The 15,946-nt window shown below is 68.8% G+C and carries 14 protein-coding genes and 2 tRNA genes; 12 read left to right on the top strand and 4 right to left on the bottom strand.

Annotation, left to right across the window (positions count from 1 at the left end):
- Nucleotides 1-8: 8 nt before the first annotated feature.
- From D7X99_RS20810 to D7X99_RS20780, 7 genes are all read left to right on the top strand, one after another.
- On the top strand, nt 9-2,654 hold the full coding sequence (locus tag D7X99_RS20810) for a hypothetical protein (protein ID WP_121779295.1): 2,646 nt from the start codon (nt 9-11) through the stop codon (nt 2,652-2,654).
- Between the two features lie 44 nt (nt 2,655-2,698).
- Entirely contained in the window at nt 2,699-3,484 is a 786-nt protein-coding gene (locus D7X99_RS20805; RefSeq protein ID WP_233613574.1) for a hypothetical protein, read from the top strand.
- A 3-nt stretch (nt 3,485-3,487) separates the two neighbouring features.
- Nucleotides 3,488-5,890 carry a fibronectin type III domain-containing protein gene (locus tag D7X99_RS20800; RefSeq protein ID WP_121779293.1) on the top strand — a complete coding sequence of 801 codons (2,403 nt, stop codon included), beginning with the start codon at nt 3,488-3,490 and terminating at the stop codon, nt 5,888-5,890.
- Between the two features lie 40 nt (nt 5,891-5,930).
- Entirely contained in the window at nt 5,931-6,497 is a 567-nt protein-coding gene (locus tag D7X99_RS20795; protein ID WP_121779292.1) for a M15 family metallopeptidase, read from the top strand.
- Nucleotides 6,498-6,543: 46 nt separating this feature from the next.
- The gene (locus tag D7X99_RS20790; RefSeq protein ID WP_233613573.1) at nt 6,544-7,047 is read left to right on the top strand and encodes a hypothetical protein; all 504 of its coding nucleotides are present in this window, start codon (nt 6,544-6,546) and stop codon (nt 7,045-7,047) included.
- Nucleotides 7,048-7,055: 8 nt separating this feature from the next.
- Nucleotides 7,056-7,340: a hypothetical protein gene (locus D7X99_RS20785; RefSeq protein WP_233613572.1), complete on the top strand. Its 285-nt coding sequence runs from the start codon at nt 7,056-7,058 to the stop codon at nt 7,338-7,340.
- 98 nt (nt 7,341-7,438) lie between these two features.
- Nucleotides 7,439-8,608, top strand: a complete 1,170-nt coding sequence (locus D7X99_RS20780; RefSeq protein ID WP_121779291.1) for a serine/threonine-protein kinase — start codon at nt 7,439-7,441, stop codon at nt 8,606-8,608.
- A 4-nt stretch (nt 8,609-8,612) separates the two neighbouring features.
- Here D7X99_RS20780 and D7X99_RS20775 read toward each other — a convergent pair whose 3' ends face one another.
- Nucleotides 8,613-8,972, bottom strand: a complete 360-nt coding sequence (locus D7X99_RS20775) for a helix-turn-helix transcriptional regulator (RefSeq protein ID WP_121778336.1) — start codon at nt 8,970-8,972, stop codon at nt 8,613-8,615.
- A gap of 27 nt (nt 8,973-8,999) precedes the next feature.
- Nucleotides 9,000-9,347 carry a helix-turn-helix domain-containing protein gene (locus tag D7X99_RS20770; RefSeq protein ID WP_121779290.1) on the bottom strand — a complete coding sequence of 116 codons (348 nt, stop codon included), beginning with the start codon at nt 9,345-9,347 and terminating at the stop codon, nt 9,000-9,002.
- 191 nt (nt 9,348-9,538) lie between these two features.
- Here D7X99_RS20770 and D7X99_RS20765 point away from each other — a divergent pair, with 191 nt between their 5' ends.
- Nucleotides 9,539-11,386: a serine/threonine-protein kinase gene (locus D7X99_RS20765; protein ID WP_306465343.1), complete on the top strand. Its 1,848-nt coding sequence runs from the start codon at nt 9,539-9,541 to the stop codon at nt 11,384-11,386.
- Nucleotides 11,387-11,441: 55 nt separating this feature from the next.
- Entirely contained in the window at nt 11,442-12,320 is an 879-nt protein-coding gene (locus D7X99_RS20760) for a DUF2381 family protein (protein ID WP_121779325.1), read from the top strand.
- A gap of 217 nt (nt 12,321-12,537) precedes the next feature.
- On the opposite strand, the gene D7X99_RS20755 is transcribed toward D7X99_RS20760, so the two are convergent.
- Nucleotides 12,538-12,610 (bottom strand) — tRNA-Glu (locus D7X99_RS20755).
- Between the two features lie 12 nt (nt 12,611-12,622).
- Nucleotides 12,623-12,695, bottom strand: a tRNA-Lys gene (locus D7X99_RS20750).
- A gap of 189 nt (nt 12,696-12,884) precedes the next feature.
- On the opposite strand from D7X99_RS20750, the gene greB reads away from it, so the two are divergent.
- From greB to D7X99_RS20735, 3 genes are all read left to right on the top strand, one after another.
- A complete protein-coding gene (gene greB, locus D7X99_RS20745) occupies nt 12,885-13,424 on the top strand; it encodes a transcription elongation factor GreB (protein WP_121779289.1) in 540 nt (179 codons plus the stop codon).
- Nucleotides 13,425-13,433: 9 nt separating this feature from the next.
- The gene (locus D7X99_RS20740; protein ID WP_121779288.1) at nt 13,434-14,429 is read left to right on the top strand and encodes a deacetylase; all 996 of its coding nucleotides are present in this window, start codon (nt 13,434-13,436) and stop codon (nt 14,427-14,429) included.
- Between the two features lie 185 nt (nt 14,430-14,614).
- Nucleotides 14,615-15,934, top strand: coding sequence for a PhoH family protein (locus D7X99_RS20735; protein ID WP_121779287.1), 1,320 nt, complete (start codon nt 14,615-14,617; stop codon nt 15,932-15,934).
- Nucleotides 15,935-15,946: the final 12 nt, after the last annotated feature.

The raw sequence follows: 15,946 nt of genomic DNA, 5'->3' as shown, positions 1-15,946 counted from the left end.
GACTTTATGTGGCTGTCACTGCCTCCATCGGCGAGGCGCTGTCCAACCTGGGCAAGGTGGTGGAGGCCGTCGAGAAGTCCGCCAAGCAGGTGAAGGAGAAGTCCAAGGGCCTGGGCGAGATTGGTGCAGCGGTGGCGGCTGGGATTGCCGGCGCAGTCGCGGCAGCGTCCAAGTCCAACGCGGCCATGGAGCGCGAGACGGAGCGGATGACGGCGCTCCTCTACACGCTGGCTGCGGACGTCGGCGATGCCTTCCTGCCGGTGGTGCAGCACGTCGCGGACGGCGTCGAGCGCGTGGTGGCGAGCTTCCAGTCCCTCTCTCCGGCGATGAAGGCCGCCGCCTCGGGTGTCCTGGTGTGGGTGGCCGGGGCGGGCCTCGCCGCTGGGGCGCTGGGGAAGGTGGCGGGCGTGGTGGAAGGCGTGGCCACGGGCGCTGGTGGGCTGGTGAAGGTGCTGGGCCTGCTCAACAAGTCCGTAACCCTGGCCTCCCTGGCGGCCTCCATGGACAAGGTGACGGCCTCCATGGGCGGCATGGTGGCGAGCACGCCGTCTGTCACCGGAAGCCTGGGGCGCCTGGCCCTCTCCACCGGAAGCCTACTGGTGCCGCTCGCGGCGGTAGCCGCCGCCGTGGCGGCGCTGGTGCTGCTGGCGGGCAGCGTCTACGTGGCTTGGGAGGACAGCAGCACCGGCCTCGCGGACTTCTTCCGGGACATGGGCGACCAGCTGGCGAAGTGGGCGGGCCACATCGCGGACGGCTTCTCCCGGGCCTTCCTGTCGCTGGGAGACTTCGTGAAGGGAGCGGCCCTCTCCGTCCTGGACGGCGTCGCGGCCCTGGTGCGCGGCGTCTCGCGTCTCCTGGAGCCCGTGGCTCGGCAGGCGGGCTTCCCGGAGCTGGCCGCCACCTTCCGGCAGGTGTCCACCGTCACGGGCCGGGAGTTGCTGGAGACGTTGGGGCAGGGCGCCCAGGTGCTTTGGGACGGAGCGCGGCAGACGGCCGTGGCGGTGGGCGACGCCGTGGCCGGCGCGGGGCGCGAGCTGGAGGAGAGCGTCACCTACGGCCTGCGTACCAGCGCGGCGGGCGCGAAGCGACTTGGCGCGGACCTCGCGCGGGCCCTCAACCTGGAGGGCGTCACGTCGCAGATTCAAGCCCTCCTGGCGAAGCTGGCAGGTGGGGGCGGGGCGCAGGGCAAGGCGCGCATCCGCAAGCCCACGGACAAGGCCGCGCTGGAGGCCGCCCAGAAGCAGCAGGCGGCGGAGCAGGCCGCCATGGCGAAGCTCCAAGCCCAGGCCAGCGAGGAGTCGCGCAAGGAGTACCTGGCCAGCATTCGCGCGGAGGAGGCCGCCGGCGCCGCTGCCTTCCACGAGATGCGCCTGGAGGCGGAGAGCCTCGCTGCTGAAGCGGAAGCGGCCATGGAAGCCGCCAGGGAGTCGCTGGTGGACCGCTTCATCGGCGGCCTGGGCCAGTTGGGCGACCTCATCAACGCGGGCGTCCAGGGTATGGAGGCGGGCGGGGCCTACGGCGCCATCATCGCCGTGGTGGGCGAGCTGCTCATGCAGTCGGAGGGCTTCAAGGGAGTCATCGAGTCCGTCAATACCCTCATCCAGAAGGTGGCCGACTCGCTGGGCACGCTGCTGGAGCCGCTCCAGCCCCTGCTCAACGCCGTGACGATGGTGGTGGATGGCTTCCTCTCTGCCCTCACGCCTGTCTTCGAGATGCTGGGCGAGGCGATTGAACCGATTGTGCCGCCGCTGGTGGTGCTGGGCGACATCCTGAAAGGCCTGGCGCCCCTCTTCGAGGTGCTGGGCCGCACCTTCCTGCTGATTCAGCAGCCGCTCAGCATCCTGGGCGGGCCCATCATGAAGGCCCTCTTCACTGCGCTGAAGTTCGTCGGCAGCGTCGTCCTCATCATCGCGAAGGCCATCAGCGAAGTCTGGAATGCCGTCATCGGCGCGGTGCAGACCGTCATCCGCGCCATCTCCAGCCTCATCGACTGGACGGGCTTCGACGGGCTGAAGAAGTTCGCGCGCTCGCTCAACAAGCTGAAGGTGGACACCGACAGCATGGACGACTCCCTGCGCGTGCTGGAGGACACGACGTGGGACTCGGCGAAGGCTCGTGCCGAGGAAACCGCCCAAGTGGAGGAGCACACGGAAGCCGTGGCCCGCGCCACGGCGGCCCTCACCAACGTGCCGGCCGCGTGGAAGGTGGCGCTGCGTCGCTTCGAGTCCGAGGACACGCAGGACGGCCCCACGGTGCTGCCCAAGCCGAAGCCCTCGCCTGGGGCCGACAACGACGAGGCGGAGGCACCTGACGGCCCCACCTCGTCCAGTGGGCCGGTGCCGGGATGGCTCCTCGGCATGTTCCCGCCAGCCATTCAGCAGCTCCTCTTGGGGCAGGTGCCCGCGACGCCTGCGGTGCCGGGGTGGCTCGGCAGCTACCTTCCTCCTGGCTTCAGCGGAGGAGGCCAGGTGCGTGCGCCGGAGACGGGCAACGTCTCCGCCATGGCCGCGCCCGTCACCTACAACATCACCGGCTACGACATCGACGCCGCCATGGAAGCCACGCGGCGGGACGAGTCGCTGCGCCAGCAGCGCGCGAGCATCCGCGTTGCTGGCAGCCGCGTGCGCCTCACGGCGCGCTTCTCTGGCTCTTGAGGAATCCCTCCATGCCTGCGGCCCTGGCCCTTTCTGGAATCCCCTTGCCTGTCTCAGCGGAGCGGGGCCTGACGTACATGCCGACGCTGCTGGGCGAGCACCGCCGCACCTTCTCCGGGTGGCTGCGCAGCAGTGAGCGGCGCGAAGTCTTCACCCTGGCGGGCAACACTGGCCCCCTGACGCAGGAGGAGGCTCGTGCGTACCGGGGACTCCTCAAGGGCGAGGGCCAGGTGTGGAGCTTCGAGGACGGACTGCGCAGCCAGGCCTTCCTCTCGCCGAGCGCCATGGTGGGCAACGTGTGGGGGGTGGAGGCCATGGGCCGCTTCGGCGGGTGCATGCTCATGGATGCAGGTGCGAGCGTCACCTTCCCCACGGGCCTCGGGGCGAGGTGGACGGTGGCCTACTGGTGGAAGCGCCAGGGGACAAAAGACAAGTGGCGCCACCACGTCCACCGCGCGGGCCTGGGCCTCAGCATCAATGGCGTGCCGGGCACCAGTCCCTATGCGGACGGCTTCCTCGTCGTGGACGGCGCGGGCCAACTGCCCCAGGGCGCGGTGACGCTGAGCAACGCAGCGGCAGGCGGGGGCGAGCTGCTTGTGGATGAGCTGGTGGTGCTGCCGTGGGTAGCACCCGCGTCGTGGGTAGCCCCCTGGTTCGCTTCCGGCGAGTCCTTCGGCGCGCCGTACCCATACCACCGGGCTTCGGGCGCCGCCCTCTATGAGCCGCTGCCCGTGCTGGGCCGGGTGGGGACTGGACGCGCGGTGCAGTGGTGGGAGGGCGGCGTCCTCGTCCTCGGGCAGGAGTTCGACTTCGAGTTGCAGGAGCGCTGACGCATGCGGCCCCTCTCTTCCTTCCAGGCGGCCCTGCTGGGCAGTCCTTCCGGCTACTCCACCCACCCGCGCGTCTGGGTACGCGACGCGGCGGGGGCGTGGCGTGGCCTGCATACCCTCCTGGGTTTCGACTGGGTGCTGGGCGTGCGCGTCAACGAGAAGCTGGACGCGCCCGTGGCCGACGCGGAAGTGTCGCTGGTGCGAAGCGGTGCGGCCGGGGCGCGCCTCTCCCTCTCGCCCCTGGTGGTGCAGTCGCTTGCCAACACGTCCAACGCGGGCACGTTCGCGCCGCTGCTGGTGGAGGGCGCCTATTTCCGCGTGGAGCTGGGCCTCGCGCCGCTCGCCACGGTGCCGAAGGAGGAGGACTACTTCGAAGTCTTCCGGGGCCGCATCGACGAGGTGGACGCCGGGCCTGACGAACTGCGCGTCGTGGGCCGTGACTTGGACGGGCTGCTGCAGGACACCTTCATCGAGGTGGAGCGCGAATACGGCAACGACACGGTGGGCGTGGCCGTGCAGACCATCATCCAGTCGCTGCTGGACGACAACGGCCTCGCCTCCTTCGCGCTCTTCACGCCCGTGGACCCCATGTCCCAGCGCGGTCGGTACGTGCAGAAGGTGGAGCCGGTGCTGGATGCGGCGCGCACCCTGGCGCAGCGGATTGGCTGGGACTGCCGCATGCGCTGGCAGCCCACCGCGAGCGCCTACGCACTGACGCTCGCCGCGCCCAACCGGCTCCAGACGGAGGAGGACTGGAGCTATGGCCCGGACGAATACGGCAACCTCGATGCGGTGACGCGGCAACTGGCTGACATCCGCACAGATGTGGAGGTCGTCTACAGCGACAAGTTTGACTTGGACGCCTCGGGCACGCCGAAGCGAAAGACCGTGACGGCCAGCAACCCCACGGCGCGTGCGCAGGTGGGCCGCCGCTGGATGCAGGTGGCGGAGGAGTCCTCCAGCAACATCGACACGGAGCCGGAAGCGCAACGGCTCGCGGACGCGGCCATCGCGGACCTCTCCGTCTCGCCCCTCACCGTCACCATGACGGTGGATCCGCACCCCGGCCTGGAGCTGGCGGACCTGGTGCTCGTGCTGCCGGACGGCGTGCGCTTGGACACGGCGCAGCGGCTCGCGGTGCAGGAGCTGGAGCACCAGTGCGCCACGGACGGCACGGCACGCATGAAGCTGGTCCTGCGCGGGCAGCCCTCCACGTCGCTGCGCGAGTGGCTGGAGCGCGACAGCAGGCCGGGCATTGCCCCCAGCGCGGCCTTCACGGGCCCGGCTGCGCCGCAGGAAGTGCGGGCGACGCCGACGGTCAACGGATGTGTGGTGACGTGGACCCCCGCGACTACCGGCCCTGCCTGGGACGAGTACGAGGTGCACGCCTCGCGGACGCCCGGCTTCCAGCCCTCGGAGGCCACCTTCCAGGGACGTGCCTCGGCAACACGCTTCCCACTTTCCGAACTGCGTCCGGGAGCTACCTACTACTGCCGAGTCGTGGGCCGCGACGCCTCGGGCAACCTGGGCGCGCCATCCGCCGAGGTGTCCGTCACCACGGGCTACGTGACGCCCGCCACGTTGCAGCCCGCCGTGGCCTTCGGCGAGTCGCCGCCCAACCCCGACTTCGAGGCGCACTCCTTCGACGAACTGCCGCCAGATGCCTGGACGATGGGCGTGGGCCTGTGGGGCGCGCATGCCCAGGTGACGGCGGACGCGTACACGGGCGCTCGTGCCGTCCGGCTGGTGGCGAGCGGCACGCGGCTGGACTCCCAGGCGATGATTGCGCGGCCGGGCGACAGATACAGCGTGGACGCCCTCGCGAGGGCGTCACAGGTTGGGACGGCCTTCTCCGTCCAACTTTTCTGGTACGGCGGCGCATTCAACGTGCTGGGTACGGTGAGCACGACGAAGGTGTTGCCGACGAGTGGCTGGGAGCCCCTCACTGGCTTCCACAATGCACCCGCCGGGACGCGCTACGTCCAGGTGCGCCTGCTGGCCCAGGCGACGCAAGGCGCGCCGTGGGTGTACGTCGATTCAGTGCGCTTGGACCGCATTGGCGGCCTCGTCGAGCCGTGGACGGCCATTCGCACCGGGCAGATTAGCGACCTGGAGAATGGCTGGGTGGCGTGGGATGCCGCCAACTGGCCCCTGGGCTTCTACAAGAACAGCGACAACGAGGTGTCCGCACGCGGCCTCATCCGCCCTGGGACGGTGGGCTACGTGAACGCGTACCGTTTCCCGGTGGGCTACCGGGCCAGCTCCAACCGCATCCTGGAGCTACCGACGAGCCACGGCTTCGCCATGGGGCAGCTCAACGTGGACGGGGGCCTCCAAGTTTTTAGCCTGCCCACGGGCGCGGCCTGGGTGAGCCTCGACGGAGTACGATTTCGCGCGGAAGGGTGACGCACGCCACACGTCGAAACTCGCCCCCATTCAGTGGGGGATGATTCCCAACCCTGACCTCTTCTCCCGCATCGACTTGCAGTCCCTCTACCCGCCTTTCGCGGCGGTGATGGGGGAAGTCATCGCCCGTTGCCGAGCGCGCGGCGCGGACTACGTAGCCACGCGTGGCTACGCCACCTTCGCGGAGCAGCGCGTGCTCCACCTGCGCTACCTGAAGGGGGAGGGTGGACGCGCCGCACCGGAAGGGCTCTCCGCGCACAACTACGGCCTGGCGAACGACTTCTGTCGCGACGCGGACGTGAACCGCCCGGGCCTTCAGCCGCGCTGGGACGGGCCGGCCTACGCCATCCTCGGCGAGGAGACGCGCCGCGCGGGCCTCGCGTGGGGTGGTTCCTTCGGGGATGCGCCGCACTGCCAGTGGCCCAGCCTCGTGAGTGGCAGCCAACTGGAGCCGGTGCGCGGCCTCTTCTACTCGGAGCCGAAGGGCAGCACGGACGCGCAGCGGCTCGCCGCCGTCTGGCGCTTCCTCGACACGGTGCGCTCGATGCCCGAGTGGCGCGCCATGCACCCGGTGCTCGCCGCTTCGCTGGCGCGGCTCGGCTTCTGACTCCCGCGCGGCACTTCGCCGCGCCTCACCCACGAAAGGCATGCCCATGCTGCGACGTCTCGCCGTCCTCTTCCTTTGTCTTGTCTTCCCCTCCGTCGCCTTCGCGCAGGCGCCCGGCACGCCGGACCCGGGCAACGTCGAGGCCTTCGCGCGCCTCATCCTCGACGCGGTGACGGCCCGCAACTGGGCCCTCGTCGCGTCCCTGGCCGTCATCGCCCTCGTCTACGTACTGCGCCGCTTCGTGGGGGCGTGGTGGCCGCTGCTGCGCACGGCGCGCGCGGGCGCGGTGCTGGCGCTGCTGCTGTCTGTCTCGGGCGCGATGGCCAACGCGCTCTTGGCGGGTGAGTCCTTCACCGTGGCCCTGCTGCTGAAGGCGCTCACCATCGGCCTGGGGGCGGCAGGCGGCTTCACGGTGGTGAAGACGCTCCTCTTCGGTGACGCCGTGGAGGACGCGGCGCGGGAGGCGGGAGAGGTAGCGGCCGGGGAGATTGCCGGCAAGGCGGCGGCGGTGGCCGCCCTCGACGCGCTCCAGCCGGGCAACAAGCGGTGAGGGGCCTGGTGCTGGCGCTGGCCCTACTGATGGCGGGGCGTGCGCGTGCCGAAGGCGAAGTGCTGGACGTGGCCCGTGCCACCGTGACGCTTCAGGACGGGCGCACGGTGGCCGTGTCGGAGGGCTGCTGGTTGTCCACGGAGCGCTGCATCCTCACGGCCCGCGAGCTGCGCCGCCTCCAGGCGGAGAACGAGGTGCTCCGCCAGCAGCCGCGCCCCGTCCCTATTCTGGCTGTAGTGCTGGCGGTGGTGCTCGGCGCGGGGGCGGGCTTCGCCCTCGCCAGGGTGCGGTGATGGCTCTTTAGAGTCCGTTGTTATGGACTTTAAAAGTTAACTGCGCTCAAACTCCTCGGGAGGCGCCGTCGCGCCTTTCTCCCGCCTCCCGAGGAGCCATGCCCGACACGACAACCGATGACCTGGCGCGCACCGAAGCCTCCGCGCGCCGCAGGCAGCTCCCGCCAACGCCTGAGCGGCCCTTGCACCTCTTCACCATTGACGGCATCCGCTATGAAGCCGTCCGCGAACTGGTGCGGATGGAGACGGGTGAGGTGCTGATGCTGGCCCAGCGCTTCACGGAGCGCGGCAACAAGCTGCCCGGTTACTGCTTCGTGCGGCGGCTGGCGAACCCCTCCACTTTCATGCAGCGCACGCGGCTGGGGGAGGAGATTCAGTTGGCCTTCCGTCTACGCCACCCGGCCATCGCCACGGTTTTCCACCGCAAGGTGCACAAGGGCGCGCTGCACGCCGTCATGGAGTACGTGGACGGCCCCTCGCTGGAGACGCTGGTGAGTGCGGGCGTGGTGCGGGGCCGTCCCGTCTCCGAGGCCTTCGCCCTCTATGTCGGCGCGGAAATCGCGGAGGCCCTTCACCACGCCCACACGCTGACGGACGCGGACGGCAAGTCACTGGGCGTCATCCACCGAGACGTCAACCCCCGGCACGTCTACGTGGGGACGCAAGGCGAGGTGAAGCTGACGAACTTCGGCGCGGCCTACTCGCTGGTGGTGGGGCGTGAGGAGTCGCCCGCGAGTCTCGTCCGGGGCGATGTGGCGTATGCCTCGCCGGAGTACCTGACGCGGAAGCCGCTCTCGCCTCGCTCCGACGTCTTCGGACTGGGCGTGCTGCTGGTGGAACTCTTCACCGGCAAGCACCTCTTCGACGTGGAGGACGTGCCGGGCCCGCTCAAGGGGATGGTTCACCTCCAGCCGGAAATCATCCCCTCTCTGCCGCTGACGCAGATGCAGGTGCTGCTGGCCAACTTCGGGCCAGAGGACGTCGAGGAGGCCGTGGCCTCACTCTCTCCGGACGTGAAGGCCATGCTGCATGTCGCGTTGCGCGCCAAATCCGAGGAGCGATTCGCCACGGCGGCGGACATGCGCGACGCGATGCGCGTCGCCCTGGCGAGGCGGCACCCGGGCTACGGCCGGCAGGAAGCCGCAGCGGAATGGGCCCAGGTGCTCGCGGAAGGCAGCGCCCTTCGTGCCGAGGTGGAGTTCGGCGAGGAGGGCTTCTTCCCCGAGGGGCTGGAGTCCCACGAGTTGGAGGGCTTGAAGCGGGAGTAGGGCTTCAGCGCGCAAGGGCCGAGGCGACGTGGAGGAGGGCCGCGAGGTCCTCCGCGTCCAGCTTGCGCGCGAGGTGGAGGAGGCGCCGCAGCTCCGGGGCGTCCTCTTCCTTGGGCTTGGGCTTCGTGGCCTTGCGCACGTCACCCGTGGGAGTCAGGCCCATCAGCTTCTCAGGGGAGACGCGCAGCTCCCGGCAGAGGCGGTAGAGGGAGGGGACGCTGGGAAGCATCTTCCCGCGCTCCAGGCGATTGTAGACGGGGTGCACCAGTCCAACGCGCTCCGCGACTTCGGCCTGCGTCAGGCCCAGGTGCTGGCGGGCGGCGCGGGCCTCCGTGCCGATGGTGATGCCGAGTTCTTCATTCATGGCGGGCGCAGCGTAGCCGAGGGCGCGCTACCGGGACTCGGGAAGCAGCAGGAGCAACGCCCGCACCTGGGCCTCCTCCAGGTTGCGCACACGCAGGAGGAGTTGGTGCCGGGCCGGGAAGTCGTTGGAGACGGGCGTGTGGCCCATCAGCTCGTCTGGGGTGACGCCCAGCGCGCCGCACAGGCGTTGGAGCGTGGAGACGCGGGGAAGCATGCGGCCTCGCTCCATGCGGCTGTAGACGGCATGCGCGAGGCCCACGCGCTGGGCCATTTCAGCCTGGGTGAGTCCCAGGCGGGTGCGTGCGGCCCGCGCGGCGTCACCAATGGTGCTGGCGAGTGGCTGGGAATGGGCCGGCTGCGAGGGGTGGCGCGCCATGGCGAAAGCGTAACCGAAGTCCCGCCAAGGGTGAATGCTAGAGGTTGGGTGACTACGGATGGACTCCGTGAGTCCTTTCTGGCGAGCGCGTCCAGAGGGAGGGATTCCCGGGCTTCTCACGCTTCTGGTAGGGTCCGCGCCCCGCTGGGAGGACGCATGGAAGAGGCCAGGGAGCCCGAAGGACGGACGCGATGATGCGGGGGCCACCTCCGGCCGTGCTGTCTCCAGGGGCCCAGGTGTTGGGCTACACGGTGGAGCGCCAGCTGGGGCAGGGCGGCTTCGGCACGGTGTACCTCGCGCACTGCGAGGGCCAGCGCTTCGCTCTGAAGCTGCTGCACCTGCCGCGCGTAGGCGAGAGGGCGGAGCGCGAAGTTTCCATCCTCACTCGCCTGCATCACCCCAACGTGGTGCGGATTCTGGGCCATGGCTACTGGCCGGTGCCCCAGCCGCAATTCATCGTCATCGCTACGGAGTACGTGGACGGGCGTCAGCTGGACGCGTGGGCCGACGCGGAGAACCCCACGGCGAAGCAGGTGACGCGCGTTCTGCTGGGCGTGGCACGGGCGCTCGCAGCCGCCCACTCGGATGGGGTGGTGCACCGGGACGTGAAGGAGGCCAACGTCATGGTGCGCGCCTCGGACGGCCTGGCCAAGTTGGTGGACTTCGGCATTGGCGACTACGTGGGCGCGCGCGAGCTGACGGCGGACATCCTCCCGCCTGGGACGGTGGACTACCGCTCCCCGGAAGCGTGGCGCTTCCTGCGAGCCCACCTTGAGGCACGGGACGCTCGTTACACAGCGGGGCCGGCGGACGACTTGTGGGCGCTGGGCCTCGTCTCCTACCGGCTGCTGACGGGGCGCTTCCCCTTCGATGGAGAGGACGGCGCCAAGGTGACTGAGGCGATTCTCTCCAGCTCACCTACGCCGCCGCACGAGGAGAACGAGCGGGTGCCTCGGGAGCTGAGCGACGTGTGCCTGCGGCTGCTGGAGAAGACCCCCGAGGCGCGCACTCCGAGCGCCCAGGCTCTATGCGACTCGCTGGAGCAGGCACTGCGCGGCGCGGACGAGACGTGGGACGTGCCGCTCTGTGATGCCTACGACGAGGACTCCGCGACGACGGAAGGGGAGGACATCGACAGCTTTGAGCAGTGGCGGCACCAGCCCCGACACCGCCCCCGCCGAGGCAAACGCATTCCCCGGAAGCAGGTGCCAGCGGTGGGTGCGGCTGCTGCGGATGAGGCACCGCCCCCCGCGACGACCGTGCAGGTGACGCCTGCGCAGCGTGGGGCCTTCCGCGCCTGGGCGGCGCTCGCAGCGGTGCTCGTCCTGTCAGGGGCGGCGTGGGGCCTCGGGATGTCGCGCGTCGCAGGGCCAGTCCCCACCCGTCAGGAAGTAGCGCCCTCTGGCAAGTCGTCTCAAGCTGACCGCGCCGCAGCTCCCACCGGGCCGGAGGCCACCGCTGCGGCCGTCGCTCTCCCCGCGACGCTCCAGGAGGATTCAGCCACCGTGACGACGCAGCCGAAAGAGACGCAGCCCCTTCAGCTCCCCTCGAAGCCCGCGAAGAAGGGCATGAGCGTCATGGCCCGTGCTGTCGGCACGGCGGCGGCCTGCACGGCGCTCGCGTGCCCTGGGCCGCAGGTGCGTCCGGCTCCGCCTCCTGAGCCGTGCCCAGTTGGTGCGGAGAAAGCCATGCGGAAGCTTGGAATCCGAGAGGGATCAAGCCATGCGGTCAGCTTCGTTTTGAAGGGTAGCGCTAGAGTGATTTCCATCGGGGAAGGCCCCGTTGAGGTGCAGTTGCAGGCAGACTGGTTTGACATGCCTGACGGCACGATGCTCGCAGGACGAAGCATCGTGCGTGACCGTGTCTACGTTCGGCTCAATTGGGCAACGACGCCACAGGGCGACAGCTTTCCCGTATGCCTGGATGTTGAATCCGGGAACTCCGGCAGTGGCCTTACAAGGGAACCGGGAGAGAACTCTCTCTCTCGTGCCCGCATCTATTCGACCGGCTATGCGACAGCTGTCAGCGAATTCCCATAGCGGCTAGGTAGGGAGTCTCTTCCGAGTGTATTCGCTAAGCTGGGTGATTCCTCTAATGCTCCTGCTTATTGGAGGAGAGGTGCTGGCACAGCCGGAGCTTGAGGATGGTGTTCAGACAACACGTCGGATTGAGTTGGCTGAGACAAGCCACTCGATTCCGGAGGTGTTGATCAGTGCGGGCCTCTCGTCGGTGCTGCTCTTTGATTCGGAGCTTGCCCGCGAAGGAGTTGAACTGGAGGGCAGGGAGCATTTTTCGCTCCTAGAGATTGGTCAAACGGTTATCCGGCTAATTCCCTCGCAGTCGCAACATGTTGGTGAACGAGTTCGCCTGACCGTGCGCTTCCGAGATGGTGCAGCACCTCGGCAGGCATCTTTCTTTCTCAAAGTTCATCCTGTCCGGGCAGAGGCGATAGTCGAGGTGTATCGACAGAAGCGAACGCTGGAGACGTATCAACAGGAACTTCGAGAAGCCCGTGCAGTGGCACTGCGGTGCCAGAGTGAGAATGCGCGATTGCTCGCAGAGCGCGACATTCCGTCGGGATTAGCAGGACTCCTGGCAGCAGGCGTCATGGAGCGGAAAGGCGTGGCAGGACGCGACCTGCGCGTGACCGTTCGCCAGGGGGCCGAAAGCGGGTTCGAGGTGAGATCCGTATTCTCCTACCGCTCCGCCTCACGGGTCGCGGTCGAGGCCACCATTGACGTCGCGGAAGGTCGGCCGCCGTGGACCGCGAACGGTGCCACCCTAAAAAACAAGCTGGGAGGCGAGCTGAAGGTTCTGCGGGTGTGGCAACAGGGGCCCATTGCGCCAGCAAGTCGAGGGCGGGTGATCGTGGAGGCCGAAGCACCTCCTGACGTTGCGGATCACGTCTTCTCGCTTCGCCTTTGGGAAGAAGGCCCGCGCGGCATCACGCTGGGTAACGTGTCGTTCCCATAGTGGACCGGTCCCGCAGGTAATCCGCCGGAGGCCGACCGCGCCGAAGCGCATTGGGGAGATGATCAACAGCCCGGTGCCGCCGCTGGGAACGCGACCGCCAAAGGACCGACGAACCAGAGTGCGTTACGCGGCATCGGTAACGCAGTGGTAACGCCACTGAGCGGTCAGAAACGAACGGGGTTGGACGGTTTGACCCGTCCAACCCCGCGTTTTTACTTGTCCCCGACGGGATTCGAACCCGTGTTACCGGCTTGAAAGGCCAGCGTCCTGGGCCTCTAGACGACGGGGACGTCGTCACTGCTTGAGTCGCGGGGGGCTCGAACCCCCGACCCTCGGCTTAAAAGGCCGGTGCTCTACCAGCTGAGCTAGCGACTCGCTATTCTTTTTTTGGCACCGGCTGCGGATCCGCCAGCGGCCCCGCGAGGCGCTTCCTACCAGCAGCGCCCGGGGAGTTCCACTGGCGATCGCAGGCGCTCCTTCCTGACACGCTCCGTCCCGCCCCTGGGTGAACATCCGCTCGCCGGGCACCCGCCGTCCGTCAGCGTCCGGCGCTATACACAGGGCATGTCCCAGGAAGCTCCCGAACCGCCCGACGACGCCGCCGAGGACGAAGAGGCAGGGGAGCAGGCCCCGTTCCGCCGCTACCTCACCCGCTCGGGCGCCGAGCGGATGCACCGCGAGCTGCTCCAACTGCTCAACGAGGCCCGCCCCAAGGTCACCGCCGAGGTCTCCGCCGCCGCCGCCCAGGGCGACCGTTCAGAAAACGCCGAATACATCTACGGCAAGAAGCGCCTGCGGGAGATCGACCGGCGCATCCGCTTCCTCTCGAAGCGCCTGGACACCGCCACCATCGTCACCCCCTCGGAACAGGCGGACCGCTCGAAAGTCTACTTCGGCGCCACCGTCACCCTGGAGGACGAGGGCGGAATCCGCAGCACGTACCAGATTGTCGGTTCGGACGAGATCGACGCCGCCGGTGGCCGCATCAGCGTCGAGTCACCCATGGGCCGCGCGCTCCTGCGCAAGGCCCCGGGCGACACCGTCGAGGTGCGGCGCCCGCGGGGTGAGATTGAACTCACCCTGGTGGACATCCGCTACGACTAGGACGCTTCCATGCCCCGGACGCCAGAGCTCACCACCCATGCTCGCCGCATCTATTCGCGCCTGAACAGCGCGGACCTGGCCGCGTCCGCGGGGGAGTCCCTGTCCCTGGAGGACCTGGGCCTGGAGTCCGGCGGCGACCGCGTGGGCCTGGCGTTCGGCACCTACAGCCGCGAGGGCCTGGAGCACGCCCTCCGGGCCTATGGCTTCGCGCAGCGCCTGGAAGAGCGGGTAGGGCCCGTCGATCTGCGCCTGTCCTGCCAGGACCCGTTCCAGCCGCGCATCACGCTCCTGAGCCGCCGCTATCACGCTGCCGTCGTGGACCTGTCCCTGCGTCAGGCCATGGGCGCGGAGGTCGGCTTCACCCGCTCGGCCGCGGAGGCGCCGCTGCTCTACGTGGACAGCCTCCTCCTCCAGCACCCGGGGCGCCCCTTCGACTGGAACCGTCCGCCGCTGCCGGGACAGCTCCATCCCGGACTCTCCCTGTCGCGCGACCTGCTGGAGCTCCTGCACCTCATGGCCCGCCGCATCGGCGCGGAAGGCGTGGCGCTGATGCCCGCGACCTTCTCCGCCGCGTGCGTCTACGAGCGGCGCTTCACCTTCGCGGACGGCGCCGCGCAGGGGCACTTCAGCGCCCTTCGCCGCGCGGGCCGCGGCTGGCCCCGCTGGATGCTGGCGTGGGCGGTGGAGCTGGGCTGCATGCGGGACGCGCAGGGACAGCCGACCCTCTTCACGCCCACGCCGATGATCAGCCCCCTGTCGCGGCGGGTGGCCCGGCGGCTCGACACGGGCGGTTGGCACAAGGCCTGGCGCTTCCACGCGAAGCAGGCGCTGTCGCTGGACGAAGAGGCGTTGCAGGCGCGCTTCCCCTGGGCCCGCATGCCTCCCGGCCCTCCGCCCGAAAGGGTGGTGGAGGTGCTCGGGTATGATCCGCTGGCGCCCGCGTCGCTCTTCCAGGACGCCAGCGAGCCCGCGCCGGCCCCGGTGCGCTCGGCCGCGACGTCCTGATGGGCCCGCGGTAGCGCCCCGTCTCCGGAACGCCCGTGCTGTTTCGGACGGACCTTCGCGCTTTCAGACGGGAATGCGGCTGCTGGCCCCTCGTTCGGTGCCTATATTGAGCGGTGTTGGTCCTCCACGGTCGTCGCTCGCCGTCAGCAATCGCACCCGAACCAGGTCAGGTCGCGAAGCCCTCGATGCGAAAGAACTTCATCCTCGACACGAACGTCCTCCTCCATGACCCCCGCAGCATCTACGGGTTCAAGGACAACAACGTCATCATCCCCATCTACGTCATCGAGGAGATCGATCAGTTCAAGCGCGATCTCTCCGAACTGGGGCGCAACGCGCGACTGGTGGCGCGCTACCTGGATTCCTTCCGCGCCGAGGGCTCCTTGAAGGAGGGCGTCCCGCTGCCGCACGGCGGGATGCTCCGCGTGGCCTTCACCGACCGTTCGCTGCCGTCCTCCATGGCGGACAGCAACCTGGTGGACAACCGCATCCTCGCGGTGGCCCTGGACATGATGGAGACCGAGCCGGAGACCCAGGCCGTCTTCATCACCAAGGACACCAACCTGCGGATCCGCGCCGACGCGCTGGGCCTCTCCGCCCAGGACTTCGACACCGAGCGCGTCGAAATCACCGACCTCTACACCGGCTTCACGGAGCTGCTCGTCCCCACGGAGATGGTGGATCAGCTCTACAAGCCCGGCGGTGAAGTGGAGGTGCCGGTCCAGGACCGGCTCTTCCCCAACCAGCTGGTGCTGCTCAAGGACGAACTCAACCCGTCCCACACCGCCATGGCCCGCTTCAGTGGCGCCAAGGCGCGGCTGGTGCCGCTCGCGCGCAGCAGCAAGGAAGGCACCTGGGGCATCCGGCCGCGCAACATGGAGCAGGCCTTCTGCCTGGACCTGCTGCTCAACGACGAGATCAAACTCGTCACGATCGTGGGCAAGGCGGGCACGGGCAAGACGCTGCTCGCCATCGCCGCGGGCCTGCAGAAGGTGACGGAGGAGGGGCTGTACCACAAGCTGTTGGTCAGCCGTCCCATCTTCCCCCTGGGCCGGGACATCGGCTACCTGCCGGGCAGCGTCGAGGAGAAGCTCAACCCCTGGATGCAGCCCATCTTCGACAACGTCGAGTTCCTCATGAACCTGAGCCGCGCGGACAAGAAGGCCGGGCGCGGCCACCATGAGCTCATCGACCTGGGGCTGATGGAGATCGAACCGCTCACGTACATCCGCGGCCGCAGCATCCCCAACCAGTTCATCATCGTGGACGAGGCGCAGAACCTCACCCCGCACGAGGTGAAGACCATCCTCACCCGCGTGGGCGACAACACGAAGATCATCCTCACTGGCGACCCGTTCCAGATCGACAACCCGTACGTGGACTCCACGAACAACGGGCTCGTGCACGTGGTCAACCGCTTCAAGAACGAGAAGATCGCCGGCCACATCACCATGGCCAAGGGCGAGCGCAGCATGCTGGCCGAGTTGGCGGCCAACCTGCTGTGAAGCGCCCAAGGC

This window comes from Corallococcus sp. AB032C (genome assembly GCF_003668935.1).
Taxonomy (GTDB): Bacteria; Myxococcota; Myxococcia; order Myxococcales; family Myxococcaceae; genus Corallococcus; species Corallococcus exiguus.
Note: the sequence above shows the minus strand (reverse complement) of the source record. Positions and strands in the feature narration are given on the sequence as shown.